The organism is Campylobacter sp. CCS1377 (genome assembly GCF_040008265.1).
GTDB lineage: Bacteria > Campylobacterota > Campylobacteria > Campylobacterales > Campylobacteraceae > Campylobacter_D.
Genome location: NZ_CP155620.1, coordinates 1,529,391 through 1,554,031, shown reverse-complemented (window position 1 = coordinate 1,554,031; position 24,641 = coordinate 1,529,391). Strand labels below are relative to the sequence as shown.

Below are 24,641 nucleotides of genomic sequence, written 5' to 3'. Positions count from 1 at the left end.
TTTACTCATAAATCAAACACACTTTTTGAAAAAAATATGCCATTTTGTAAAAAAAAGATGTTTTTTGTTAGAATGTTTTTTGAGTGTAAAAATTAAGGAGAAAAAATGTCAAATTCAGTAACTTTAACAGACAATAGAAATGGCAAGAGTTTCGAGTTTCCAATTTATGATGCAACAATTGGTCCAAGTGTTATTGACATGTCAAGCCTTTATAAACAAACAGGAATGTTTTCTTATGATGAGGGTTTAACTTCAACTGCAACTTGTAAGTCAGATATTACTTATATAGATGGCGAAAATGGGACTTTAATGCACCGTGGTTATCCTATAGAGTGGCTTGCTGAAAATAAGCTTTTCTTGGATGTGGTGCATCTTTTGCTTTATAAAGAACTTCCAAGTAGTCAGAGGCTAGAGTCTTTTAGGTATGAGCTTAAAAAGCGATCTTTTATCCACGAAGGTATGCATAAACTTTTTGATGCTTTCCCTGATAATGCACATCCTATGGCAGTTTTACAAGCCGCGGTAGCTTCACTTTCAACCTTTTATCCTGATCATTTAAATATGGATGTAAGAGAAGAATACATGGAAATGGCAGCAAGAATTGTAGCAAAAATTCCAACCATTGCAGCAACTGCTTATCGTTATAAGCACGGTTTTCCTATGGCGTATCCAAATTTAGATCGTGGTTTTACTGAAAATTTCTTGTATATGCTAAGAACTTATCCATACGATCATGTAGAGCTTAAGCCTATCGAGGTAAAGGCACTTGATACAGTATTTATGCTTCATGCTGATCATGAGCAAAATGCTTCAACTTCAACTGTGCGTGCGGTGGGTTCAACTCATGCGCATCCTTATTCTTGTATTTCTTCGGCTATTGGTGCACTTTGGGGACATGCGCATGGGGGAGCTAATGAGGGCGTGATTAGAATGCTTGAGCAAATTGGTACAGTGGATAGAGTTGATGAATTTATCAAAAAAGCAAAAGATAAAAATGATCCTTTCCGTTTAATGGGCTTTGGACACCGTGTTTATAAGAATTTTGATCCACGCGCAAAAGTGCTTAAAAAACTTCGTGATCAGCTCATTGATGAGATTGGTATTGATACAAATTTAATCAAAGTGGCTTCAAGAATAGAAGAAATTGCTTTGAGTGATGATTATTTTGTGCAAAGAAATTTATATCCAAATGTTGATTTCCATAGTGGTTTAATCTTAAAAGCTTTAGGAATTCCAAATGAAATGTTTGCGGTACTTTTTGTGATTGGCCGTACTCCAGGATGGATCGCACAATGGATAGAGCTTAAAGAGCAAGAGACTTTAAAAATTGTTCGTCCAAGACAGCTTTACACAGGTGAAGTAAAAAAAATGTAATTTAAATTTGCAGGTTTTGCCTGCAAATTATTCACTACGATCTTTTTTAGCAATAAAAATCTTTTTAATGCTCTTTTTATTAGCTTGTAGATAAAATACATTTATTTTGTTTTAAGAGGGGTTTTATGAATTTAGATTATTTACTTGAACTTGCTTTAAAAGCAAGCAATGAAGCCTCTAAAGCCATTTTAAAAGAAAAAGAAAATTTAAAAATTTGGCAAAAAGAAGACGGAAGTCCTATCAGTTCAGCAGATATTATTTCTAATGAAATTTTAAGTGATGCACTTCAAACAAGCGATATTGCTATTTTATCTGAAGAGTGTATTCCAAGCATAGAAGAGCGCAAAAATTTTCAAACTTTTTGGCTCATTGATCCTCTTGATGGCACGAGTGGATTTTTAAAAAATTCTAACGAGTATTGTATTTTAATTGCTTTGATTGATAAAATGCGTCCGGTTTTAGCTTTAATTCAAAGTCCTACAACTATGGATATATACTACGCGCATTGTCATACTAAAGTGTATAAAAATAGCGCAGTTTTGCAAAAAAATCTTGAAATTTTCGAGCAAAATAAAAATACAGCCCTTTTAAGCATTTATCATCGTAAAAAATGTGAGCAAGAATTTATTAACAAACATTATCTTAAGCCTTTAAGTATTAGTTCGGGACTTAAATTTTGTGCTCTTTTGGAAGGCAAGGCTGGGGTTTATAAACGCAATAAGGGTCTTAGTATTTGGGATATAGCAGCGGGGGATTTTTTGATTAACAAAAATGAAGGCATTATGTGCGATTTTAATGGCAAAATGCTAACATACAATGCTTTAAATTTACAATCTCAATCTTTTATCGCACTTAGTCAAAAAGAATATTTGCAAGAATTTATTGATGGAAATTTTTGAAAGGCAAAAATGAAATTTTTCTTGTTTTCTTTAATGTTGCCCATTTTTTTTCAAAATGTTTATGCCAATGATTTTACGCAAAAAAAATTGATAAAAATTTATAGAGAAAATTATGAAATTATTGAACTTAAGGATCAAATTAATGATGAATTAAATAAGCAAATTTGGGATACTAAATTTGAAAATAATCAAGAATTTATTGTTTGGTTACGCGGTAAAAAATTTGTTATTTTGACAACATTTACTCCTTATTATGGATTTGTTTTGAAAGACTTTAAAAAAAGTGCTTATCATTTTTCTAAGGACTTAGTTGAAAGCGTAATCACACAACTTGATGCAAAAAAACATAAAGATTTTCAATATTCTTTGCTTTATGATGCAAGATGGTTTATGAAAAATCAAAAACAAAGCATTAAAAATTTTATAAAACAAGCTGATTACATTATTGTGATTAATTTAGATGATTTTTATATAGAAATTACAAATTATATGCTTTTTGATATAAAAACCGTTAAAACAAAGCTTAATTATAGTATTATAGATGCAAAAAATCAAAAAATAAAGCAAAATAGAAACTTAGGCATAGATTTTAAAATAGGCGAAAGTAGTCAAGAAAAAGATTATCAAAAGACTTTGGAGCTTTTATCAAAGACCATTAGCGAGGAAATTCTTACTCATTCAGATAAAATACTTAAATGATGATAACTTCGTTTTCTAGTTCAATGCCAAATTCTTCAAATACCTTTTTTCTTGCAAGCCCTATAAGGAAAATCGCGTCTTCAAAACTTGCATTTTTTTTGTTGATTAAAAAATTTGCGTGTTTATCACTTAGCATTGCATCTCCTCTACTAAAGCCTTTAAGTCCTACAGCTTCTATAAGTCTTCCTGCAAAATCTCCTTTAGGATTTTTAAAGATAGATCCAAAACTTGCTCCGCTTGGTTGATTACTCCTTGCATTTTTTAAATTCTCATCTTTTGTTTTATCAAAGCCAAAATCAAGCTTAAATTCAGCCCAAAAAAAAGGCATATTTAAAGGACAAAAGCGATAATCAAAACCGATGTTTTCGCGTAAAATTTCACCCTTTGGGGTAGCAATTTTGACTAAATTTTGACTGATACATTCCCCTTTAAGTCCCGCATTCATTTTTAAAAGTCCACCAAGTGTGCCAGGAATTTTGCTAAGATATTCAAAACCACGAAGATTTTTTTCTTTTGCAAAGCGGTATATTTTATTAGATTTTGTTTTGCAACCTATGCGAATATGGATAAAATCTTTGTTTTGATCCAAAATTTCAATAAAATCAAAATTTTCGCCCAAAATGGCTAAATTTTTAGGCTTAGGACTTATAAGTAAATTATTTGCCCCGCCGATTAAAAAACCATCAAAATCACTGATTTTTTCTAAAATTTGCACTTCAAATTTATCGCCTATGTGAACGGAGGAATATTTCTTAAAATCAATAATCATTTGATAAAAGTCGGAATTTGGTTAAAAATATTGGTAGTAAAATCAATCATAGTTGTCGTCATCCAAGGCATTAAAAAAATTATTACAATTACAACTAAAATGATTTTTGGCACAAAAGAAAGAGTCATTTCATTGATTTGCGTTGTAGCTTGAAAAATACTAATAATAAGCCCAGCAATAAGCCCAGCTAAAAGCATAGGTAAAGAAAGCATTAAAGTTACTTTAAAGGTTTGTACGCCAAGAGCCACAAGAGTACTTTCCATGAATTTCCTTTAAGAATTTCTAAATTTTTCATATTCGCTAGGGATTAAATAATCTTTTGCGTGTATGATTTTATCATAAAATTTATAATCATATCCAAGTTTAAAAAGCATATCAACTGCCTTAAGTTGCGTTTCATTCATACAAATTGAGTTTTTATTCGCGTATAAATTTAAATAAGTCTCTAATTTTTCTTCATTAACGCGGATTAAATTCCTTTCCATAAGCATTGGGGCTAGAATGTGGCGATTAGAATCTGCTATTTTTACGGCATTTGTAAGATCTCGTTCTATTTTTATTGCATCACTTATTGGCAAAGAGCGACGCAAGGCCATTCCGCCTAAAGGCAAAGGTAAGCTCTCTTTTGCAAATTCCAACCAAATATCCCAAAGTTCAGCTTCCACGCAAAGCGTGTTATCAAATTCTAAAATGCTTTCATGGATTAAAACCCCCGCATCAACTTCGCCGCTTAAAACTGCATTTTCAATCTCTAAGAAATTTTTATAGACTATTTTAGCTTCAGGATATTTCATACGAAAAATTAAAGCATTTGTAGTATTTGCACCACTTAAAGCAACTTTGAAATTTCTTTTTAAATGAGTGTCCTTTTTCTTTATGAGTTTTGGTCCATAGCCTTCTCCAAAGCTTACCGCAGTACGCAAAAGAGCGTATTCAGAAGTGATTAAAGGATAAAGCGCAAATGAAATCGCTGTAACATCAAATTCATTTTTCAAAGCCAGATCATTTAAGGTTTGTATATCTAAAGCTGTGTTTTTGTAAGTAAAATCATTTCCTATCCAGCCAAATTGGATAGCCATATACATAAAAATATCATCAGCGTCTGGAGAATGCGCGATTGTGATTGTTTTTTTCATTTATTTTCCCAATTTTAATGAAATAATTTTTTTATTCTAACGAAATAAATTATTATTTAATTTTATTTTGTTAGAATTCTAGCTAAAAATTTGTAATTTTTAAGGAAAATAATGGATGATAATAAAAAGAAGTCTTTAGATGCAGCATTAAAGTCGCTCGATAAAGCTTTTGGTAAAGGTACGATTTTAAGGCTTGGAGATAAGGAAGTAGAGCAGATTGATAGTATAGCCACAGGCTCAGTTGGACTTGATCTCGCACTTGGAATTGGTGGAATTCCAAAGGGAAGAATTATTGAAATTTATGGTCCTGAAAGTTCAGGTAAAACGACTTTAACCTTGCATATTATCGCAGAGTGTCAAAAAGCAGGTGGTGTTTGCGCGTTTATTGACGCAGAGCACGCACTAGATGTGAAATATGCTAAAAATTTAGGGGTGGATACAGATAATCTTTATATCTCTCAACCTGATTTTGGCGAGCAAGCTTTAGAAATTGTCGAAACCATAGCAAGAAGTGGTGCGATAGATTTGATCGTAGTTGATAGTGTGGCGGCTCTTACCCCAAAAGCTGAAATTGAAGGTGATATGGGTGATCAACATGTAGGACTTCAAGCAAGATTAATGTCTCAGGCTTTAAGAAAACTAACAGGAATTGTCCATAAAATGAATACAACTGTGATTTTCATCAATCAAATTCGTATGAAAATTGGTGCTATGGGTTATGGCACTCCAGAAACTACTACAGGTGGAAATGCACTTAAATTCTACGCTTCGGTGCGTTTAGATGTGAGAAAAGTAGCAACTTTAAAGCAAAATGAAGAGCCTATTGGGAATCGTGTTAAAGTGAAGGTGGTGAAAAACAAGGTAGCACCTCCATTTAGACAGGCTGAATTTGATGTGATGTTCGGTGAGGGACTTAGTCGCGAGGGTGAGCTCATTGATTATGGTGTAAAACTTGATATTGTAGATAAAAGTGGCGCTTGGTTTTCTTATAAAGACAAAAAATTGGGTCAAGGTAGAGAAAATTCAAAAGCTTTCTTGAAAGAAAATCCGCAAATTGCAGATGAAATTACTAAGGCCATCCAAAATTCTATGGGTATAGAAGGTATGATTAGCGGTGGCGAAGATGATGAAGAAGGAGAGCAAGATTAATGTTAGTGATTGAAGATGTAAGAGCTTATGAGGTGCTTGATAGCAGAGGAAATCCAACCGTAAAAGCAGAAGTTACACTAAGTGATGGAAGTATGGGTGCAGCGATCGTGCCAAGCGGTGCGAGTACAGGATCTAAAGAAGCTTTAGAGCTTCGTGATAATGATGAAAGATTTGGCGGAAAAGGTGTTTTAAAAGCTGTTTCTAATGTAAATGAGACCATAGCTGATGAAATTTTAGGACTTGATGCTTTTAATCAAACCCAGCTTGATGATACTTTACGTGAACTTGATGGGACAAATAATTACTCAAATTTAGGCGCTAATGCAACTTTAGGTGTATCTATGGCAACAGCAAGAGCAGCAGCAAATGCTTTAGGAATGCCTTTATATCGCTATTTAGGTGGTGCCAATGCAAGTATTTTACCTGTGCCAATGTGTAATATCATCAATGGCGGTGCACACGCAAGTAATAATATAGACTTTCAAGAATTTATGATCATGCCTTTTGGTTTTACTAGTTTTAAAGAGGCTTTGCGTTCGGTTTGTGAAATTTATGCTATTTTGAAGAAAGAATTGGCTAATGGTGGGCATTCTACTGCTTTGGGTGATGAAGGTGGGTTTGCTCCAAATTTGGCAAATAATACAGAGCCGATTGATCTTTTGATGACTTGTATTAAAAAAGCAGGTTATGAAAATCGTGTCAAAATTGCACTTGATGTAGCAAGTACTGAATTTTTTAAAGATGGAAAATATCATCTAGAGAATAAAACTTTTTCCAGTGAAGATTTAATTGCTCGTTATGAAGAACTTTGTGCTAAATATCCAATTTGTAGCATTGAAGATGGTTTGGCTGAAAATGATTTTGAAGGTTGGATCAAACTTACGGAAAAATTAGGTAAAAAAATTCAGCTTGTGGGCGATGATTTGTTTGTAACTAATGAGGATATTTTAAGAGAAGGTATCATTAAAAAAATGGCGAATGCAGTGCTTATTAAGCCAAATCAAATAGGAACCATTACGCAAACAATGAGAACTGTTCGCTTAGCACAAAGACACAATTATAAATGTGTGATGAGTCATAGAAGTGGCGAAAGCGAAGATGCTTTTATAGCAGATTTTGCAGTGGCTTTAAATACAGGACAAATTAAAACAGGAGCTTTAGCAAGAGGCGAAAGAACAGCTAAATATAATCGCTTATTGGAAATTGAACTTGAAAATGATGAGTATTTGGGAGAAAAACTCTGAGCGACTTACTCAAGGAGTATGATGAAAGCACCAAAAGAAATAGTCTTAAAAGTTCTATAATAAAGACTTCTCTTTTGGCATTTATAGTTATTATCGGAGCGATTTATTTTGGTAATATGCTTTTTGGGCAGTCATCTTTAGAAACCATGCTTACTTTGCAAGCAGCTAAAAAAGAATTTGATAAGAGAATTCTATATTTAAAAAAACAAAATTCGGCTGCACAGAAAGATTATTTTGAATTAAAAGGACTATATCCAGATGAGAAACATAAATAAACTAGTATTTTTGTTAAGTATTTGCTTTATTGTATTGCAGGCAAGAGATAATCCATTTATGCTTGAGGATAATAATACATCTATGGTTTCTTTACCAAGTTTTCAAAAGGAAGATGTAAAATTTAACTCAGATGCAAGAATCTTAAAAAATATTACAATTACTTATATTGCTTTAGATGGGACAGAAGAGAAAATAAGTCTAGATATTAATAAAAGTATAGATTGGCATAATACTTATACTTTTACTAAAACTAAAACCTTGACACCTACTCCGGTTCTTGATGTTTCAGTAACCATACCAGAACAATCTAAAGTTAAGGCTAATTTAGAGAAAAATTCTTCAGTTAATATAGAAGTGCCAAGTGACACTAAAGAAATTTATGATTTTATTGCTTTTAGTTCTTATAAAAATAAAATTAAATTCAACACCAAAGATGATATGATTACTCATTTTTCTATAGGTAATCCAAGTAAAATTGTGCTTGATTTTAAAAGAGATAATATTTTGCTTCCGACAAAAACTTTTAAATTAAATAATACAAGTTTCATTCATAAAATTACTTTTGGATCTCATAAAGATTATTATCGTATAGTGCTTTATTTGGATGGAAAATATAAATATGAAATTCAAAAAGATGCGATAGGTTATACGCTAAATTTCTTATAAAATGAGAATTGTTTTTTTATTTTGTATTCTTGTAAAATTTTTATTTGCAGATATTTTACTTTTAAATGTTTATAAGGAAGAAGATTTTAAAAACAAAGATTTTACAAAATACCTAATGAGTGAAAAACTCGATGGGATTCGTGGAATTTGGGATGGCAAAGTTTTAAAAACAAGGCAAAATTATGTGATTAAAGTGCCTGAATTTTTTATGAAAGATTTTCCTGATTTCGCACTTGATGGGGAATTGTGGATTAAAAGATCTGATTTTGATAGTATTTCAGCTTTAGTGCGTAAAGATGATATAAAAAATTCACTTTGGCATAGCGTGACTTATAATGTTTTTGATGTACCTAATGCTTGCGAGGATTTTAAAATTAAAAATTGCACCTTGCAAAATCGTTTAAAAATTTTAGAAGATTATTTAGAAAAAAATTCAAATTCCCATATTAAAATCATCACTCAAATTCCTATAAAAAATAAAGAACATTTGGAGGAGTATTATAATAAAGTACTTTTACAAGGTGGTGAGGGTTTGGTGATTAGATTAAATGATGCGCCTTATGAAAAATTTAGAACAGCTAATGCTTTAAAAATGAAACCCTATGAAGATGCAGAGTGTCAAATTATCGCTTATACTAAAGGAAAAGGAAAGTATGAAAATGCTGTTGGTGCTATAGTTTGCGAAGCGAATTTAAAGCAAGGAAAAACAGTGTTTAAAATAGGCAGCGGCTTAAAGGATGATTTTCGTTTTAATCCGCCACCCATCGGAACAATCATCACTTATAAATTTAGTTCTTATACCAAAAAGGGTTTGCCAAGGTTTCCTGTATTTTTACGCATTAGAGAATAAATTCTTAAAAAATTTCATACAAAGACAAAGGAAAAATCCACAACAAGCAATGCCAATGATACTTGGTCCGCTAGAAAGATTAAAACTCACGCTAAAAATTAAACCTAAAACGCAAAAGATCATACTTAAAAAAACACTTAAAATAATCAAACTTCCAAGTCTTTTCGTAAAATGCTCAGCGATAAAGCAAGGTATACTAAGCAAAGCAATAACAAGTATGAGTCCTACAACGCGTATGCTAATGACTATACAAAAAGCTATCATGGCAATTAAAATATAATAAAACAAAGTGGTATTTACCCCACGAAGTTTGGCAAATTCGATATCAAAGCTTAAAACTTCAAATTGCCTGAAAAAAGCTAAAATGATTAAGATAAAAATCATATCCACAAAAGCCATTAAATAAAGATCTTCATTGGAAACTGTGAGAATATTTCCAAATAAATATGCCATTAAATCAGTATTATAACCAGGACTTAAGTCAATCAAAATAAGACCAAATGCCATTCCAAAAGCCCATATAACAGCGATAATACTATCGCTTCTGTTTTGATAATGTCTTGTAAGAAAAGCAACCAAAAAGGCTAAAATTAAAGTAAAAATCCCTGTGCTTAGTAAAACACTCAAGCCAAAATAAAGTGCTATTCCAATACCTCCAAAAGCCCCATGCGTGATGCCTCCAGCCATTGAAAACAAGCGATTTATCATAACAAAAGAACCTATGATCCCACAAGCTATACTAACTAAAATGGCAGCAATGATAGCATTTTGAAAGAAATTATGCTGTAAAATTTCAAACATTTTCTGCCTTTTTTATTTTGAAATTTTTAAAATGAAATTGATCGTGCTGAGTAAAATTATTTTCACAAAGACAAGAATTTAAACTTAATTCAACATCGCAAAAATGCTGATGATGCTCATAAAGATGGGTTAAAAATTCCGATTTTGCTTTATCTTGAATATGATTGTGTAAAGTAAGTTCTTGATTTAAATAAGCGATTTTATTTGCATAAGCTAAAATAATATTGATATCATGACAAATACAAATGATACCAACACCTTGTTTGTGCAAACTTTTTAAAAGCTCGAAAATCCCCACCGCACTTTTGCTATCTACGCTCGCTGTGGGTTCATCAAGGATTAAGAGTTTGCATTCGCCAACCAAGGCTCTTGCTATAAAAACTCTTTGCCTTTGTCCCCCGCTTAATTCATTAATTTTTTTATTCCAAAAATCTTGCATTTGAACCTTTTGTAAGCTTTGCATAGCGATTTTTTTATCTTCTTTAGTATAAAAACCGAAAATTTTTTTATTTACACGTCCCATCATAACGACTTCTAAAACCCTTGCTGGAAAATTTTCATTTGCTAGAGTATTTTGTGGAACATAGCCAATTTGCGAAGAATATAAAGTGTTATCAATACCATTTTTGCTTTTTAAAATACCAAGTATAAGCTTTATCAGTGTAGATTTTCCACCCCCATTAGGTCCAATGATAGCTAGAAAATCTTTATTATCATAGCTAAGATTGATATTTTTTAAAACGGGAGTTTTATCGTAGCTATAGCTTAGATTTGTGATTTTAAAAAATTCCAAATTTTTCTCCTATTTTAAACTATTTTCAAGCGCATTAACACTTTTTAAAAGCTCATTTTGCCAATCTTTTGAAAGGTGATTGATTTGCACTACATTGGCATTTAATTCTTTGGCTAATAAAGCAGAGGCATTTTGTGCAAATCCTGCTTGGACAAAGATGACTTTGATATTCTTTTCTTTTGCGATTTGAATTAAATTCATCAAAGCTTTGGGTTTAGGTTCTTTTCCATCTACTTCAACAGGAATTTGCGTTAAATTATAGCGTTTAGCAAAATACGACCAGCTAGGATGATAAACGATGAAATTATTGTGCTTGATGTCCTGAAGTTTTGTCTTAATTGTCTCATTAATTGAATCAAGCTCTTTTTCAAAAAGAGTCAAATTTTCTTCATACATTTTTTTATTTTGTGGAAATTGCTCTATTAAAGCTTTTGCTATCGTTTTGGCTTGAGATTTTACTAAAATGGGATCAAGCCAAGTGTGAGGATCTTTAGAGTGAAGCTCATGCCCTTCATGAGCATGAGAGTGCTTTTTTTCTATAAGAGGGATATTATCATTTAGGTTAATGATTTTAGTTTGTTTGAATAAACTTTGAAATTTATTAAGCATAGGTCTTTCAAATTCTAAGCCTATGGTAAAGTAAATTTTACTTTTTTCAAGGGTTAATAAGCTTTGTGGTTTTGGTTCAAAGGTGTGTTCATCGGCATTATCAGGAAGTAAGGTGTGAATTTCTACGCTTGTTCCTGCGATTTTTTGTACAAAATATTCTAATGGCAGTATGGAAACACTGATAATGGGTTTGGCAAAAATATAAGTGGTAAAAAAACATAGAAGTATAAATTTTTTCATTAAATTTTCCTAATCAAATGAAATCAAAAGACAAATTATAATTAATGCAACTTAGTTGCAACTTAAAAACACAGTTGCATTAATATCAAAATTTATGAGCTTAATTTTTCATTTTGTGGTAAAATTACTCATTCTTGATTTTTCAAAGGTAAGTTTATGGATGTTAGAGCTTTGCTTAAACAACAAGATATTACTGTTACGGAATTGCGTTTGCAGATGCTAGAAATTTTATCTTGTGCTAATGAGCCTTTAAGTTTTGATCATTTTAAACTCGATGCTAATAAAACGACTTTTTATCGCAATATGGAGCTTTTTGAAAAAAGCGGCATTGTCATTAAAACAGAGCTTAATCGTAAGAGTTTTTATGAGCTTGCCAAGTGTGCCAAAGCACATTTTATTTGTGATGTTTGCCATAAGATGAGTGATGTTAAGATGCCAAAAATTAAAGGAAAAATCAAAAGTGTATTGATAAAAGGAATTTGCGAAAATTGTGAGGATTAAATGAATTTATGGGATAAAAAAGCCAAAAACTATGCAAGATATAATGAATTATTAAACGATATACAAAAGCAAAGTTTTAAAGAAATATCAAATTTAAATATTGATTTTAAAGATAAAAATATTATTGATATTGGTTGTGGCACTGGGGTTTGGACCTTGCATTTAGCTAAAAGTGCTAAAGAAATCATTGCGCTTGATAATGCAAATGCTATGCTAGAAATTTTAAAAGAAGATGCTAAAAATTTAGCCCTAAAAAACATAAAATACGAAAATTTAAGTTTTACGCAGTGGGCGGATAAAAACAAAGATACTAAATTTGATATAGCTTTTTTAAGTATGTCTCCTGCCTTGCAAAATGAAAAAGATTATAAATTTTTTAAAGATTTGGCAAAAGTAAAAATTTATCTTGGTTGGGCTGATTATAGAAAAAGTGATTTTTTAGATCCTATTTTTAAACATTTTAATACCGAATTTAAAGGCTTTTATAAGCAGGATTTAGAAAACTTTTTACTAGAAAATGATGTGAAATTTCATAAATTTGTTTTTGATGAAACACGCATAGTAGAAAGAAAAAAAGATGAAGCCATAGAAAATGCTTTGTGGCATTTGGATATGAATGGTATTAAAGCGAGCAAGCAAGACTTAGAAGCTTTTGTGAAAGACGATATTAAAGAAATAATAAAATCTAAGATAAAATTAATTATTTGCTGATAGATATTTTATGAAATTTAATGTTTCTGATTTTTTAAAATATGTAGGAGAAGAATTAGTCTTAAAATTTAATAGTGCTTCAAATCATAGTCATCCTCATGCAATAGGAAGGGCAAGAGAATGTGGTGTTATAGAAAAACTAGAAGCATTATTACCTTCAGGTGTTGGCGTTGGTAGTGGTTTTGTTATAGATCTTTATGGTGGAGTATCAAAACAAAGTGATATTGTTATTTATGAGAAGAATTTTGCAAGTAGATTTATACCAAATAATGTTGAAGATTATGCGTATTATTCTTGTGAAAATGTATTAGCAGTTGGTGAAGTTAAATCAAATGCCAACTCTAATGATATCAAAGATTCTATAGAAAAATTAAAACTTGTGAAGCAAATACAAAGAGAAAAACCAAAAGAAAAAGGTGTATATAGAAATTTTTTCTCATCGGTTTGTTCTCAGGATATTGATAGTCAAAGTTTTGATCCTGTTACTAAAGATATAGATCATATTTTTACTTTTTTTAATAGCCAAAACTCTTCCATCGATAGAAATAATTCATAAAAATTTAAAAGATGTATGCGGAAATGAAAAACATTTATATCCAAATTGTTTTATTTCTATAGAAGGCAAATCATTGTATTTTGCAAGTAATGAAGGAATTAGGATTAGTGCTATAAATTCTAAGTGTATTTGCGAAGGTAATTTTGAAAATCCCTTTGCGTATTTTATAAATCATTTGACTACTTTTATTCAATGTGCAAGAACTACAAGGTTAAATAATTATAAATATCTTGACTATAGAGAAAATATTCCTATTAATAAACAGATAGAAATCTAGCAAATTATGCTAGATTGATTTTTGAAATTTCATCTTGAATTTTTAAAGTCTCATCTAAAGTTTGTATGATCAAGGTAAAATGCTTATGATCTATGTCTTCTTCCTTGTGGCTTTTTAAGTATTTATCTAGCACAGCATAACCACCTATTTTAAACTCATAAATTTCAGGACTTACTTTGTTAAAATACAAGCTTTCGTTTATAAAAAGTTCTTTTGTGTCTTTGTTGTATTTTACTTTTTGTATTTTGAAATTTTTATTTTTGACGCTTTTAAACAAAGCTTCACCCGCGTTTGAATTTAACTCATCATCTTTTAATAAATGCAAATTTAAAAGCTTTAAGCCTAGTTTGCTTAAATTTTTAAAAGTTTTTTTATTTTCTACAAAAGGAATTTTTGGAAAATCAATTTTTAAAAAATCAAGGTATTTTTCTCTATAAATTTTATGAAAAAGCACAGCATAGATATAGCCTAGTATATCTTCAGGTGAGAATTTTTCTTTGTAAAGATCATCTATGAAAGTTCTAAAGCTTTCTTTGAAATTTTCTATTTTTGAAGTGAAATTTTCTTCATTAAAATTTGGATTTTCTTTTTTTAGGAATTTTTTACTTCTAACTGTAGGGTAAAGATAAAGTGGATAAATATAACTACCACTACCCACTAAATGTAAATCTATGATTTTATCACTAATGAAAATATTGCTAATATTATTTAATTTTGTTCCTCTGTCACAAATTAATCCTATATTTTCATTTTCTAAAAAATGTTCAAAAATATCATAAACAGGACGAGCTATAAGTCCGCAATTTTTACCGGTATAGCAAGTATATTTAAAATCAAAAGGACGATAATTAACTTTATATATAGAATTTTCAAATTTTATGTTTTCAATATCTTTTATAGCCCATTCAAGTTTCCAGCCACCGCTATCTTCCCCAATATCATAAATTTTATACAACTCATTTTTAGTTTTTGTATTAAAATCTTTGAGAAGTTGTATTAAATTTTCTTTTTTATTATGAAAAACTATATTATCTCTTTTTGAGCAAATTCCTACACCTGAAAGCATAAACATATCTTTTACACTTATGCCTTTGTTGTATTCTTCTAATAAATCATTATTTTGTGGCAAGAAAAGATAAAAAGGCTCATTGTTTTTAATCAAAGTCCATTTTATAGAATTTAAGTCATTCTCATATAAAAATTCGTATTTATCTTTTCTTTTGCCGTATAAATCATGATAATAAATCTTTGTATTTTTAGCTTTTGAATTTTGTTTTATAAAGATATTTATACTCACACCTTGCATGATATCAAAGACATTATCATCTTTGCTTCCATCAGGTGCTTTTTCTTTTTTTCTAGTATCTCCGTGTAAATTTAGTATGTAGATTTTATCAAAGCTTTGCATTAAAGAATATCTCATACCTCTAAAGGTAGGGTTATCCAAAAAGCTATTATTTGAGATAAAAGCAAAAATTCCACTTTCTTGAGAGTCGATTTTACTTTGTGCAAAGCGTATGAATTTTACATAATCATCTAAAAGCCATTTTGGATTTTTTTCGTTTTCTAGTTTGTGTTTTTCATATATGGCTTTAAAAGTGCTTATATTTTGTTTAGATTTTTCTTTAAAATACAAATTTATCCATTCTTTTTGCTCTTTGCTAAGATTTGCTTTGCTTGGTTCTAAACCATAGCTTATTTTGATCTCATCTTCATATAAGCCTTTGTTGCTACTTGCTCCACTATAGGGTGGATTGCCTGTGATGATTAGAATTTGTTCTTCTTTTATTTTTTGTGCTTTTTGAGTATAGAGTGTTTGTTAGTGCTATTTTGAGACTTTCATTATCATTTAACGGGGAATTAAATTCTTCTTTGAAACTTTGAGAAAGTTTTAAGTGCGCTATAGTATAAGGTGCTATTAAAAATTCAAAACCGCAAAATTTATCTATCAAAGCTTTTGGATTATAATTAACGCTATTTTTATTTATAGGTTCTAAGGCTTTTCTAAAAGCTTCAAGTAAAAAGGTGCCAGTGCCAGTGGCAAAATCAAGCAAGGTTATATTTTTATCTAAAGCTTCACTTAGTCCTTTTTTATGATTAAAATCTTGCTTTAAGACTTCACCAATAGCATTGATGATGAAAATTACTACAGGTGCAGGAGTATAATACACTCCCCTTACTTCTCTAAGCTTTGGATCATAGCTTGCTAAAAATGTTTCATAAAAATGCAAATAAGGATCTTTGTGGGTAGATAAAATAGTAGGACGATTAAATAAGTCTTTCTCGCCTGTTTTGTTTAATTCTTTAATAATACTTGTAATGTCTATGTGATTTATAATGCTTATGATTTCTTCTAAAAGCCATTTTATACTTTCTAAATTTTCAAAACTATCATCTAAAAATCCACTCATGGAGCGGATTAATGGAAATGATTTTGGTATGAATTTTTTAGCATTGTTTAGATCTATTTCTTTTGCGGTATCGTTATTTAATTTGGCTAAGAATAAGCTATAAGTTAGAGTTTGTGCAAAAGAATCACAAAATTCTTCATAGCTTAACTCTTTATAAAGTGTTTCTTTGAAAGTATTAAATAAACTTATCAATGCTTCATTTTCAATTGATAATAAAAGCTCATCTTTTAAAATTCTTGTTCTTAGACTTAGATGGTTTGCAAAATCTAGGGCTGAATTTATGGGATTTGGGATTTTAGAAAAAAAGATTGCAAAAAGTTCATTTAGTTCTTTTGTTTTTGTTTCTAGTAAAGATTGATTTTTAACAATGCTTTTGATCTCATCAAGAGAGCAAATTTTTACTTCTTTACAAATGATAATCTCGTTTTTCTCACTTAAGCTTAATAATACAAATCTTAAATAATCAGTAAGAATGATATTTGGGCTTAATTTTGTGTATTTTAAAATTTGATCACTTTTTATGATGTTATCAAGATTTGCATTTACTCTTTTATTTTCTATGTAGCCTAGTGTGAGAAAATCTTTTGTAATTAAAAAATCCGGAGCACCTCTACCTTCTTTATCATTGTTTGGTTCTTGTTTGATAGAGATTTTATTTTGCTTGTCTTGATTTTCTTTTATAGCTTGTAATAAATTTTGCAAAGCTGTTCTATGTGTGTGTTCTTTATCGTTGATAGAAATATCTTTTATGTTTTCTAGATAAGCTTTTAGCATTAATTTCCTTTTAATTTGCGACTTTGAAATTTAAAGTTTTTCCTGCCATAAATGGCACCACATCGCCGTATTTTTGCGCTACTTGCCATTCTTGTTTTTCTAAAGTGATGATTTTATCTTTTTCAAATTTAAGATTATGAATTTTACAAGCATTATCTGAAATAAATTTTTGTAAATTTGCTTCATTTGAGTGTTTTTCAAAAAGTTCAGCCAATACAGGTAAAATCACGGGTGCACTAAATACACCAGCCGCACATCCACAGCATTCTTTAGTGTGTAATGGATGAGGTGCGCTATCGCTTCCAAACATAGCCTTTTCATAGCCACTAAAGGCAAGCTCACACAAAGCATCTTTATCTTCATAGCGTTTTGCAATAGGCTTGCAAAATAAATGCGGATCCATCTTGCCACCCACTACATCATCAAGCGTTATCATTAAATGGTGCAAAGTGATAGTTGCGTATAAATTTTCATAATCTTTTAACAAGTCACACAAAACCTTAGTAGTAATATGCTCCATTACAATTTTTAATTTTGGAAAGTTTTTAGCTAATTTTTCATATATTTTAGCAAAATTTGCTTCTCTATCCATTACAAAATCATTTGTTTCTCCATGCACAAGCAAAGGTATGTTTAATTCACTCATAGTATTTAGTGTAGGTTTTAACTTTTCTATATCAAAACTTGAAATTCCATTATCTGAGTTGGTAGTAATACCTGCAGGATAAAGCTTAATGCCAAAAATTTCATCCTTAGCACTTTGAAGAAATTTTTCATCATAGTTTTTAAAAAAAAGTGTCATTAAGGGAGTGAAATTTTCATCCCCACAAGCTTTTACTATACGCATTTTATAAGCTTTTAAACCTTCTAAATCACAAATTGGCGGGACTAAATTTGGCATAATCACGCCTGCACGAAAATCCTTTGCACTAAGAGGTGCAACAAGTTCAAGCATACTCTCATCTCTTAAATGTAAGTGCATATCTAGTGGGTTTTTAAGTGTCATTTTTTCTCCTAAATTGATAGCAAATTTTATCCTATAAAACTAAAATAAAAGCTATAAAAAAGGCTTAAAAATGATGAAAAATTCATTTTATACTATTTAATTTTTCTTCCAATTCTTTTTGATTTATCAAGCAAATATCATATTTTATAACTAAATTTTTTGAGTTTTTATAAATATCTACAATGCCTAGATTTTTACTAAATTCACTAAAATTTAAAGGTGTTTCTAAAGGCAGATAAAGGTTTTTAAATTCAAAAGGGTTTTTTAAATAAAACAAAGCCACTAGCCAAATCACAGCTAAAATCACTAAAATCACAGCTAAAATATTTAATTTATCAAGGTGTAAAAACGCTCCACCCACAATGCCACCCACAAAACTTCCAGCATACCCAAAAGCATTAAAAAGCCCTAATGCAGCTCCTTTTTCATGTACTTTGCAAAATTTAGAAGCACAGCTTTGCATGATAGGTTCATGCAGATTAAAACCTATAAAAAAGATCACAACAGCAATGATGAAAAAACTAATGGAATTTGCAAACACAAAAAGAAGGTAAGAGAGTATGAAAAATCCTATACCTAAAAGTAAAATTTGTTTTGCCAAGCCTCTTTTTTCTCCAAGACTTCCAGCAAAACCCATAGCTAAAAATCCTGCTATCATTGAAGCAGTATAAACAATCCAAAGTTTGTTTTCATCAAAACCTAAATGTTTAACTAAAATAATGGGAATGCTCAAAAACGCGATACTCATAAGCATTTTTTGCATAAAATTTGTAAAATTCATTAAGGCTAAATTTTTTTGTTTAATGAGATGAAAGAAAGGTGTTTTGCTATTTTCATGGGTGATTTTATGCTCTTTTGGAATGACTGTAAAAAGTAAGATGATGCATAAAAGTGATAAAGCTACACTTAAATCAAAAAGACTAGATAGCCCCCATTTAGCACTCATTAAAGGAGAAATCACCATAGAAGCTGCAAAAGAAAGTCCTATAAAAGATCCCATTATTGCCATGGCCTTGCCACGATTTTCTTCGGTAATGAAATCGCTTATCATGGCCGTAGCCACTGCTCCGATAGCTCCTGCACCTTGAAGCATTCTGCCTATTAGCATAGTATAAATATCATCTGCATATGAGCAGATTAAAGAGCCGATTATAAAAATGATTAGTCCTATTAACATGGCTTTTTTGCGTCCAATTTTATCACTTAAAACTCCAAAAGGCATTTGTAAAGCCATTTGAGTTAAGGCATAAACACCCACTAAAAGTCCTACTAAAAATTCATTTGCGTTTTTTAGTTCAAGTGCATAAAGACTAAGTACAGGTAAAACGATAAAAAGCCCAAAAAATCTTGTTCCAACGATAAAAGATAGAGGTAAAACATTATTTAGCATTATTGCAATTTCCTAAAAAATTAAAATCAAAAATAGGATAATTTTACTATGAAATGCTTTAATACATTATTAAGCTTTAAAGGGTTTTTGTGTAAGATTTTTGAAAAAATTTATCAATAAGGAAAGAAATGAGCCAAAATGATAATTCTTTAGAATTTAACACGGATTTTTTTGACCTTGTGGCGGTTTTCACATATGATAAGATCGATTTTAATTTACTTTTTCCCTATAAGTTTCAAATTAATGCTTTATCTAAGGAAAAAATAAATAGACTACTTTTACTTGATTTTAAAACTCCACTTAAGGCTTTTGTGTGGGGCATTGTCCCTGCGTTTTTATTTTTTGGACTTAGTTTGGACCGTTTTTATAAAGGAGATAAGATTTTAGGTGTTGTGAAATTTTTGCTTTGGTTTTGTAGCACTCCTTTGCTTATTGTATGTGGTTTTTTGGCTTGAATTTAGAAATTAACCACGATTTTGCTGGCTTTTATATGATAACTTTATCTTTGCTTTTTGTTTGGAATTTAGTCGATTTTTTCTTGGTTTGGCAAGGTATTAAAAAAGATAATTTAAAAAAATTAGTGAATTTTTTGGAGCAAAATTAAAAATATTTTATGTTTTTTATTTCTTTAAAAGAGTGAAAAAAGTATGATACTCATTTTAATAAAGGAGTAAATATGGTTAGTTTTCAAAATTTATTATTGATTCTTCAAGGTAAAGTTGAAGTTGTATCTTTGATGCCTTATAAAGATAAAATTGAAGCTTTGAGTGATGAAAAAATAACCCAAATTCAGTTTTTAAATTTTAAAAATCCTATTATAGGGCTTCTTCTTGGACTTATCCCTGCTTGGATTTTATGCGGACTTAGTTTGGATCGTTTGTATAAAGGCGATATTTTTCTTGGCATTATGAAAATTGTTTTTTGGATTTTATCTTTTGTGTGGATATTTATAGCTATTGCGATAAAGATTGCCGCATTTGACGAACTTGATTATTCGGATGATATACAAGCGGTGATGACTCTTTTTGTAGCTTTTTTAGGTTTTTTTGTTTTATTTATTTGGAATTTGGTCGATTTTTTCTTGGTTTGGCAAGGTATTAAAAAAGATAATTTAAAAAAAATAGTGAATTTTTTGGAGCAAGATGAAAATTTTATTAGCAACGAGCAATAAACATAAAGTCCTCGAAATAAAAGAGCTTTTAAAAGAATTTGAAGTTTATGCTTTTGATGAAATTTTAAAGCCTTTTGAGATAGAAGAGTATGGCACAAGTTTTAAGCAAAATGCTCTTATAAAAGCAAGAGCGGTTTTTGATGCTTTAAATGAAAGACAAAAAAATGAATTTTTTGTTTTAAGTGATGATAGCGGAATTTGTGTTGATATTTTGGGCGGTAAGCCAGGGATTTATTCTGCTAGATTTAGTGGCAAGGGAGATGATAAAAGCAACCGCGATGAGCTAGTAAAACAAATGAAAGAAAAGGGCTATAAAGAAAGTAAGGCTCATTATATGGCTGCCATTGCTATGGTTGCTTTTGCGGGTGAATTTAGTGTGCATGGCAGTATGCATGGGCGCGTGATTGATGAGGAAAGAGGTGAAAATGGCTTTGGCTATGATAGTCTTTTTATCCCAAAGGGTTTTGATAAAACCTTAGCCGAGCTTAGCAATGATGAAAAAAATCAAATTTCTCATCGTTTTAAAGCCTTACAAAATGCAAAATTTATTCTAAAAAATATCAAAAAAGTTTATAACGAAAAGTGATAAGTAAGCTTGGCAATAAGATTAAAGAGCTTAAAAGCAAAAGCATCATAATAAAAAGTGTTAATAGCCCAAAGTAAATGGTTGGGATAAAATTACTACTTACCATCACACTAAAACCAAGCACTATACTAAAACTTGTGTAATAAAGCGCTGAGCCTATGGAATAATGCGTTTTAAGTATGGCGTTTTCTAGATTATTGTGCCTTAATTCTTTTTTGAAGCGATAAATATAATGAATGGTATCATCAACTCCTATGCCTATACAAATGGCAGCTATGGTAATACTCATAATATCTAAAGGTAAATTAGCAAGTCCCATTAAAGCAAAAATAACGCCCAAAGCAATGATATTGCTAAAAATTGCAATCACAGAAAGCTTAAGACTTCTAAAAATCAAAACAAAAAGCACAAAAATAGCCAAAATCACAAAAGAAAGAGTGTTAAATTGCGATTTAAAAAGACTTTGAAGCATATTATTGTAAAGTAACATAATGCCTGTTATATGCACACTAACTTCGTCTTTAGCCAGTAAAATATTAAGCTCGTTTTCAAGCTCTTTAAGAAAAATTGCTCTTTGAAGCAAAGGATGAGAATCCATAATGCGTAAGCTAAAACGCAATTCATTATGCGTGATATTCACAAAAGGAGACAATAAATCTTGCTTGAAGCGATCGGGTAAATTTTCATTTAAAAAGGCTAGAGCAAAATCGTCTAAATCTTGGTTGTTATTAATGCTTTTACCTAAACTCAAAAGACTATTTAAGCTAAGAACAGAGCCTATAAATTCTTTATTTTCTAAAAATTCATGTACTTTTTTTGCGATACGCGTTTTGTGAGAATTAAACCAGTAGGTATTTTGCTGAGCTAAGAAAGCAAACTCGTTTTCAAAACTATCAAATTCATTTCCTGTGATATTTTGATCTTGATCTTTAAATTTAATGATGATATCCAAAGGCAGAGTTCCACCTAAATTTTTATCAATCACAAGTAAGCCTTCTTTAATTTCACTACCATCTTTAAAATAATTCACAAAAGAATTTTCCACTCTAAGTTGCAAAATACCATAAAGCGATAAGATAAAAATTAAAGCACTAATGATATAAATGGTTTTTCTGTGATGAAAACACGTATGAGTGCAAAATTGAAGTAAGTGTAGTTTGAAATTATTTTTTGGATACGCAATAGGTTTTAAAAGCATAAATAAACTAGCAAAAAAGACAAAAGATAAAACTAAACTCACGCTAATACCTAAACTCATCATAATGCCAAGTTTTATAATGGGTTCAATGCCTGAAAACATTAAACTTAAAAAACCAATAATGGTTGTTAATATAGCATAAAAACTAGGCTTTGATTTAGCGAGCAAGCTTGCTAAGATCAGTCTTTGAATTTTAGAATGTGAAAATTTATGGGTCAGTTGGGTAAAATGAGAAATCAAGTGTATAACCACAGAAAGAGTGATGATAAGCATTAAGGCAACATAATTTGATGAAATAACCGTAATCTTAAAATTCATTAAAGCAAACAATCCACTCACGCTAAATAAAGAAATAAAACACACAAACAAAGGAAAAATCACAAGACGCAATTTCTTAAAAAAGCCCCACAAAGCTAAAGCTAAAAGTGGGGCTAGGCTCGCTCCATAAACAAGCAAATCATTTTTAATATAAGTAATCATATCATCAGCTATCATGCTGACTCCGCCAAGATAGAGTTCATCTTGACTTTTTTTGTATTTTTCTTGTATGAGTTTAATATCGTTTAAAATTTGTTTTGTAATGGCGTTTTGTTTTTCTTGGTGTTTGTTAAGGGCAAGACGGTAGTGATTTTTTTCACTTTCACTTAAAGCCTTATCTCTTAAATCAATGAGTTCTAAATATTTTGCATCTGCTTTTAAATAGATGATTAAGGCTGTGGTTTTGGCATCTTTTGAAATGATATTGTTTTTGTAAAAAGGACTGTTTAAAAACTCTTCTTTAGCTTTTGTGAGATTAATGTCTTTATTTTGTATGGTAGGAATGTTTTTTAAAAGTTCTTTAAGATCTTGTGTACTTGAGCTTTGAAGCAAAGGGGCATTTATCATACTAAAGACGCGCTCAACGCCCTTTACTTGCTCTAATTCTTGATGAAGTTGCGTGAGTTTATCAAGATTTTCTTTGCTAAAAAGTTTTTCATCTTTTGGCTTAAAAGAAAGCATGAGAAAATTATCACTTTTATAATGCTTAGAAAATTCTCTAAAAATTTTTAAGTCTTTATCATCTTCTAGTAAAAGACTTTCTGCGCTTGCATCCACTTCAAGCTTAAAAGCAAAAGAGCTTAAAATAATACATATAAGCAAAGTGCCAAAAAATACGCTTTTTGGGTAGGTGATTAAAAATTTAAAAAATTTGACTAACATTTATTAAATTTTTATATTTTCTAATTTTGTAATCAAAGTTTCAAGCTTTTCATTTTTCAAATGATCTTCAAATTGCGATCTATAAGTTTGCACAATGCTAACACCCAAAACATCAACATCATAAATCAGCCAATCGTTTTGGTTGTTATAAAATTTAAAAATCACAAATTTTTCTTCCCCATCTATCATCATAGAGGTGCTTAAAAAATATCTTTTTTCATTTTTTTGTTCGCCTTTTTTGACTTTAAGAATTTGATCTTTATAAAGTGTGAGTTTGCTTGTAAAGCTATTTTTTAAACTTGTTTCAAAGGCTTTCTCATATTTTTCTTGTTCGTTTTTATCTAATTTTTCATAAAATTTTCCAAGACTCAATCTTGCCATAAGCTTATAATCAAAAATTTCATCAAATAAAGCAAAAATATCTTTTGCAACTAAAGTTTTATCACCTTTGCTTTGACTTAAAATTTGCAAACTTTTATCAATATTAGTTTGCATAGTAGTTGAAATATTTTCAAGTTTTAAAGCAAAGCATGTTAAATTTAAAATGAGTAATAATGCAAAAATTTTCATTTACTAAACCTTTCTTTATTGACTAAGTTTTATGCGTCTTTGCTCATAAGCATCGCGCAAAAATGGATATAAATTTGGAGTATTATGATAAATTTCATCGATTTCATCTGTTCTAAAAGAGAGTTCATTGCCAAAGCCATATGCACTTACTCCAACGCTTAACCAAGTAGGATCAATATAAGCTGTCGGCACCAAAAACCAATCAGCGCTTAAAGCTAAAGTATCTCTTAAATTGCTAGGTCCAAGCACAGGTAAAACGATATGAAAACCATTTCCAACTCCCCAGTGTGCTAAAACACTTCCTATATCAGCAGGATGTTTTTGTATCCCTGTTTTACTTGCCGCATCAATAAAACCAAAAAATCCAAAAACGGTATTAACGCTAAATCTTTTAATTTCTTCCCCAGCATTAGCCAATTTAAACTGCAAGACATTGCCTATAAATCTTAAAGGAAAGATTAAATTATCAAAGAAATTTCTCGTTCCCACTCGCACAAATTCAGGAGTAATGGCATTATAGCCTTTTAAAATAGGCCTAAAACTATAATCATACAAAGTCACATTAAAACTTGTCATTGCTTTGTTATATCCTGATAGTGGATCGTTGACTTGATATTTTTGATATTCTTGTTCAAATTCATCTAAATTTACATTGGCTTGTGCTAAAGTTAAATTAAAAAGCATTAAAAAAATAATTTTTTTAAACATTAAATTTCTCCAAAGCAAAACTTTAATTATACTCAAAATTTACAGATTGTATCAATAAATTTTTATACTTATTTTGT

General features: G+C 30.3%; 27 protein-coding genes and 1 pseudogene. 16 read left to right on the top strand and 12 right to left on the bottom strand.

From position 1 onward, the window contains the following. Positions 1–105: 105 nt before the first annotated feature. From AAH949_RS07815 to AAH949_RS07805, 3 genes are all read left to right on the top strand, one after another. The gene (locus AAH949_RS07815; protein ID WP_348518418.1) at positions 106–1,374 is read left to right on the top strand and encodes a citrate synthase; all 1,269 of its coding nucleotides are present in this window, start codon (positions 106–108) and stop codon (positions 1,372–1,374) included. Positions 1,375–1,499: 125 nt separating this feature from the next. After that, positions 1,500–2,273, top strand: a complete 774-nt coding sequence (locus AAH949_RS07810; protein ID WP_134237883.1) for an inositol monophosphatase family protein — start codon at positions 1,500–1,502, stop codon at positions 2,271–2,273. A gap of 9 nt (positions 2,274–2,282) precedes the next feature. Then, positions 2,283–2,972, top strand: a complete 690-nt coding sequence (locus AAH949_RS07805) for a hypothetical protein (protein ID WP_348518417.1) — start codon at positions 2,283–2,285, stop codon at positions 2,970–2,972. Here the strand turns inward: AAH949_RS07805 and AAH949_RS07800 are convergent. Genes AAH949_RS07800 through AAH949_RS07790 form a run of 3 tightly spaced genes read right to left on the bottom strand, consistent with a single transcriptional unit; the run spans position 2,965 to position 4,877 of the window. Further along, positions 2,965–3,741: a UDP-N-acetylmuramate dehydrogenase gene (locus tag AAH949_RS07800; RefSeq protein ID WP_134237885.1), complete on the bottom strand. Its 777-nt coding sequence runs from the start codon at positions 3,739–3,741 to the stop codon at positions 2,965–2,967. The two genes, AAH949_RS07805 and AAH949_RS07800, sit on opposite strands and share 8 nt — an antisense overlap. Next, positions 3,738–4,004, bottom strand: a complete 267-nt coding sequence (gene fliQ / locus AAH949_RS07795) for a flagellar biosynthesis protein FliQ (RefSeq protein ID WP_134237886.1) — start codon at positions 4,002–4,004, stop codon at positions 3,738–3,740. Before fliQ ends, AAH949_RS07800 begins: the two co-directional genes overlap by 4 nt. A 9-nt stretch (positions 4,005–4,013) precedes the next feature. Continuing rightward, positions 4,014–4,877, bottom strand: a complete 864-nt coding sequence (locus tag AAH949_RS07790; protein WP_348518416.1) for a menaquinone biosynthesis family protein — start codon at positions 4,875–4,877, stop codon at positions 4,014–4,016. 111 nt (positions 4,878–4,988) lie between these two features. Between AAH949_RS07790 and recA the strand changes: the two genes are divergently transcribed. The 5 genes from recA to AAH949_RS07765 all read left to right on the top strand — a co-directional run bounded on the left by recA (position 4,989) and on the right by AAH949_RS07765 (position 9,062). After that, positions 4,989–6,026, top strand: coding sequence for a recombinase RecA (gene recA, locus AAH949_RS07785; protein ID WP_134237888.1), 1,038 nt, complete (start codon positions 4,989–4,991; stop codon positions 6,024–6,026). Then, positions 6,026–7,270, top strand: coding sequence for a phosphopyruvate hydratase (eno, locus tag AAH949_RS07780; RefSeq protein WP_134237889.1), 1,245 nt, complete (start codon positions 6,026–6,028; stop codon positions 7,268–7,270). Before recA ends, eno begins: the two co-directional genes overlap by 1 nt. A gap of 116 nt (positions 7,271–7,386) precedes the next feature. Further along, on the top strand, positions 7,387–7,545 hold the full coding sequence (locus AAH949_RS07775; RefSeq protein ID WP_243832572.1) for a hypothetical protein: 159 nt from the start codon (positions 7,387–7,389) through the stop codon (positions 7,543–7,545). After that, positions 7,529–8,212 carry an AMIN domain-containing protein gene (locus tag AAH949_RS07770; RefSeq protein WP_134237891.1) on the top strand — a complete coding sequence of 228 codons (684 nt, stop codon included), beginning with the start codon at positions 7,529–7,531 and terminating at the stop codon, positions 8,210–8,212. The genes AAH949_RS07775 and AAH949_RS07770 overlap by 17 nt, the downstream gene beginning before the upstream one ends. Position 8,213: 1 nt before the next feature. Beyond that, on the top strand, positions 8,214–9,062 hold the full coding sequence (locus AAH949_RS07765; protein WP_348518415.1) for a DNA ligase: 849 nt from the start codon (positions 8,214–8,216) through the stop codon (positions 9,060–9,062). On the opposite strand, the gene AAH949_RS07760 is transcribed toward AAH949_RS07765, so the two are convergent. Genes AAH949_RS07760 through AAH949_RS07750 form a run of 3 tightly spaced genes read right to left on the bottom strand, consistent with a single transcriptional unit; the run spans position 9,045 to position 11,505 of the window. Next, on the bottom strand, positions 9,045–9,863 hold the full coding sequence (locus AAH949_RS07760; RefSeq protein ID WP_134237893.1) for a metal ABC transporter permease: 819 nt from the start codon (positions 9,861–9,863) through the stop codon (positions 9,045–9,047). The two genes, AAH949_RS07765 and AAH949_RS07760, sit on opposite strands and share 18 nt — an antisense overlap. Then, positions 9,856–10,656, bottom strand: coding sequence for an ABC transporter ATP-binding protein (locus AAH949_RS07755; RefSeq protein WP_348518414.1), 801 nt, complete (start codon positions 10,654–10,656; stop codon positions 9,856–9,858). The genes AAH949_RS07760 and AAH949_RS07755 overlap by 8 nt, the downstream gene beginning before the upstream one ends. Positions 10,657–10,665: 9 nt before the next feature. Continuing rightward, positions 10,666–11,505, bottom strand: a complete 840-nt coding sequence (locus AAH949_RS07750) for a zinc ABC transporter substrate-binding protein (RefSeq protein ID WP_348518413.1) — start codon at positions 11,503–11,505, stop codon at positions 10,666–10,668. Between the two features lie 156 nt (positions 11,506–11,661). Between AAH949_RS07750 and AAH949_RS07745 the strand changes: the two genes are divergently transcribed. The 4 genes from AAH949_RS07745 (at position 11,662) to AAH949_RS07730 (ending at position 13,550) form a co-directional block, all read left to right on the top strand. After that, positions 11,662–12,006 carry a transcriptional repressor gene (locus AAH949_RS07745; protein ID WP_134237896.1) on the top strand — a complete coding sequence of 115 codons (345 nt, stop codon included), beginning with the start codon at positions 11,662–11,664 and terminating at the stop codon, positions 12,004–12,006. Next, positions 12,007–12,717, top strand: coding sequence for a class I SAM-dependent methyltransferase (locus AAH949_RS07740; protein WP_348518412.1), 711 nt, complete (start codon positions 12,007–12,009; stop codon positions 12,715–12,717). A gap of 10 nt (positions 12,718–12,727) precedes the next feature. Further along, positions 12,728–13,273: a DUF6602 domain-containing protein gene (locus AAH949_RS07735; protein ID WP_348518411.1), complete on the top strand. Its 546-nt coding sequence runs from the start codon at positions 12,728–12,730 to the stop codon at positions 13,271–13,273. 73 nt (positions 13,274–13,346) lie between these two features. Beyond that, positions 13,347–13,550, top strand: coding sequence for a hypothetical protein (locus AAH949_RS07730; protein WP_348518410.1), 204 nt, complete (start codon positions 13,347–13,349; stop codon positions 13,548–13,550). 4 nt (positions 13,551–13,554) lie between these two features. Here AAH949_RS07730 and AAH949_RS07725 read toward each other — a convergent pair. The 3 genes and pseudogenes from AAH949_RS07725 to AAH949_RS07715 form a co-directional block, all read right to left on the bottom strand. Beyond that, a pseudogene (locus AAH949_RS07725) lies at positions 13,555–16,735 on the bottom strand (type ISP restriction/modification enzyme). Between the two features lie 10 nt (positions 16,736–16,745). Beyond that, entirely contained in the window at positions 16,746–17,741 is a 996-nt protein-coding gene (gene pyrC, locus AAH949_RS07720; protein WP_348518409.1) for a dihydroorotase, read from the bottom strand. A gap of 82 nt (positions 17,742–17,823) precedes the next feature. After that, on the bottom strand, positions 17,824–19,131 hold the full coding sequence (locus AAH949_RS07715; protein ID WP_134237901.1) for an MFS transporter: 1,308 nt from the start codon (positions 19,129–19,131) through the stop codon (positions 17,824–17,826). 128 nt (positions 19,132–19,259) lie between these two features. Between AAH949_RS07715 and AAH949_RS07710 the strand changes: the two genes are divergently transcribed. The 4 genes from AAH949_RS07710 (at position 19,260) to rdgB (ending at position 20,888) form a co-directional block, all read left to right on the top strand. Next, complete coding sequence (locus tag AAH949_RS07710) at positions 19,260–19,586, top strand: hypothetical protein (RefSeq protein WP_348518408.1); 327 nt, start codon at positions 19,260–19,262, stop codon at positions 19,584–19,586. Further along, on the top strand, positions 19,583–19,735 hold the full coding sequence (locus AAH949_RS07705) for a hypothetical protein (protein ID WP_348518407.1): 153 nt from the start codon (positions 19,583–19,585) through the stop codon (positions 19,733–19,735). The genes AAH949_RS07710 and AAH949_RS07705 overlap by 4 nt, the downstream gene beginning before the upstream one ends. A gap of 72 nt (positions 19,736–19,807) precedes the next feature. Further along, positions 19,808–20,302 (top strand): hypothetical protein, encoded by a 495-nt coding sequence (locus AAH949_RS07700; protein WP_348518406.1) that lies wholly within the window; start codon positions 19,808–19,810, stop codon positions 20,300–20,302. Then, entirely contained in the window at positions 20,274–20,888 is a 615-nt protein-coding gene (gene rdgB, locus AAH949_RS07695) for an RdgB/HAM1 family non-canonical purine NTP pyrophosphatase (RefSeq protein WP_348518405.1), read from the top strand. Before AAH949_RS07700 ends, rdgB begins: the two co-directional genes overlap by 29 nt. Here rdgB and AAH949_RS07690 read toward each other — a convergent pair. From AAH949_RS07690 to AAH949_RS07680, 3 genes are read right to left on the bottom strand one after another with little or no spacing between them, the layout of a single operon-like run. Then, positions 20,863–23,286: an MMPL family transporter gene (locus tag AAH949_RS07690; RefSeq protein WP_348518404.1), complete on the bottom strand. Its 2,424-nt coding sequence runs from the start codon at positions 23,284–23,286 to the stop codon at positions 20,863–20,865. The genes rdgB and AAH949_RS07690 overlap by 26 nt on opposite strands. 3 nt (positions 23,287–23,289) lie before the next feature. Next, a complete protein-coding gene (locus AAH949_RS07685) occupies positions 23,290–23,856 on the bottom strand; it encodes an ABC transporter substrate-binding protein (RefSeq protein WP_348518403.1) in 567 nt (188 codons plus the stop codon). A 15-nt stretch (positions 23,857–23,871) separates the two neighbouring features. Continuing rightward, positions 23,872–24,564 (bottom strand): MlaA family lipoprotein, encoded by a 693-nt coding sequence (locus AAH949_RS07680; protein WP_134237908.1) that lies wholly within the window; start codon positions 24,562–24,564, stop codon positions 23,872–23,874. Positions 24,565–24,641: the final 77 nt, after the last annotated feature.

What these genes read in the sequence shown, in the direction of transcription:
- AAH949_RS07815 (WP_348518418.1), top strand. Translation starts at nt 106, where the DNA reads ATGTCAAATTCAGTAACTTTAACAGACAATAGAAATGGCAAGAGTTTC.
- AAH949_RS07810 (WP_134237883.1), top strand. Translation starts at nt 1,500, where the DNA reads ATGAATTTAGATTATTTACTTGAACTTGCTTTAAAAGCAAGCAATGAA.
- AAH949_RS07805 (WP_348518417.1), top strand. Translation starts at nt 2,283, where the DNA reads ATGAAATTTTTCTTGTTTTCTTTAATGTTGCCCATTTTTTTTCAAAAT.
- AAH949_RS07800 (WP_134237885.1), bottom strand. Translation starts at nt 3,741, where the DNA reads ATGATTATTGATTTTAAGAAATATTCCTCCGTTCACATAGGCGATAAA.
- fliQ (WP_134237886.1), bottom strand. Translation starts at nt 4,004, where the DNA reads ATGGAAAGTACTCTTGTGGCTCTTGGCGTACAAACCTTTAAAGTAACT.
- AAH949_RS07790 (WP_348518416.1), bottom strand. Translation starts at nt 4,877, where the DNA reads ATGAAAAAAACAATCACAATCGCGCATTCTCCAGACGCTGATGATATT.
- recA (WP_134237888.1), top strand. Translation starts at nt 4,989, where the DNA reads ATGGATGATAATAAAAAGAAGTCTTTAGATGCAGCATTAAAGTCGCTC.
- eno (WP_134237889.1), top strand. Translation starts at nt 6,026, where the DNA reads ATGTTAGTGATTGAAGATGTAAGAGCTTATGAGGTGCTTGATAGCAGA.
- AAH949_RS07775 (WP_243832572.1), top strand. Translation starts at nt 7,387, where the DNA reads ATGCTTTTTGGGCAGTCATCTTTAGAAACCATGCTTACTTTGCAAGCA.
- AAH949_RS07770 (WP_134237891.1), top strand. Translation starts at nt 7,529, where the DNA reads ATGAGAAACATAAATAAACTAGTATTTTTGTTAAGTATTTGCTTTATT.
- AAH949_RS07765 (WP_348518415.1), top strand. Translation starts at nt 8,214, where the DNA reads ATGAGAATTGTTTTTTTATTTTGTATTCTTGTAAAATTTTTATTTGCA.
- AAH949_RS07760 (WP_134237893.1), bottom strand. Translation starts at nt 9,863, where the DNA reads ATGTTTGAAATTTTACAGCATAATTTCTTTCAAAATGCTATCATTGCT.
- AAH949_RS07750 (WP_348518413.1), bottom strand. Translation starts at nt 11,505, where the DNA reads ATGAAAAAATTTATACTTCTATGTTTTTTTACCACTTATATTTTTGCC.
- AAH949_RS07745 (WP_134237896.1), top strand. Translation starts at nt 11,662, where the DNA reads ATGGATGTTAGAGCTTTGCTTAAACAACAAGATATTACTGTTACGGAA.
- AAH949_RS07740 (WP_348518412.1), top strand. Translation starts at nt 12,007, where the DNA reads ATGAATTTATGGGATAAAAAAGCCAAAAACTATGCAAGATATAATGAA.
- AAH949_RS07735 (WP_348518411.1), top strand. Translation starts at nt 12,728, where the DNA reads ATGAAATTTAATGTTTCTGATTTTTTAAAATATGTAGGAGAAGAATTA.
- pyrC (WP_348518409.1), bottom strand. Translation starts at nt 17,741, where the DNA reads ATGACACTTAAAAACCCACTAGATATGCACTTACATTTAAGAGATGAG.
- AAH949_RS07715 (WP_134237901.1), bottom strand. Translation starts at nt 19,131, where the DNA reads ATGCTAAATAATGTTTTACCTCTATCTTTTATCGTTGGAACAAGATTT.
- AAH949_RS07710 (WP_348518408.1), top strand. Translation starts at nt 19,260, where the DNA reads ATGAGCCAAAATGATAATTCTTTAGAATTTAACACGGATTTTTTTGAC.
- AAH949_RS07700 (WP_348518406.1), top strand. Translation starts at nt 19,808, where the DNA reads ATGGTTAGTTTTCAAAATTTATTATTGATTCTTCAAGGTAAAGTTGAA.
- rdgB (WP_348518405.1), top strand. Translation starts at nt 20,274, where the DNA reads ATGAAAATTTTATTAGCAACGAGCAATAAACATAAAGTCCTCGAAATA.
- AAH949_RS07690 (WP_348518404.1), bottom strand. Translation starts at nt 23,286, where the DNA reads ATGTTAGTCAAATTTTTTAAATTTTTAATCACCTACCCAAAAAGCGTA.
- AAH949_RS07685 (WP_348518403.1), bottom strand. Translation starts at nt 23,856, where the DNA reads ATGAAAATTTTTGCATTATTACTCATTTTAAATTTAACATGCTTTGCT.
- AAH949_RS07680 (WP_134237908.1), bottom strand. Translation starts at nt 24,564, where the DNA reads ATGTTTAAAAAAATTATTTTTTTAATGCTTTTTAATTTAACTTTAGCA.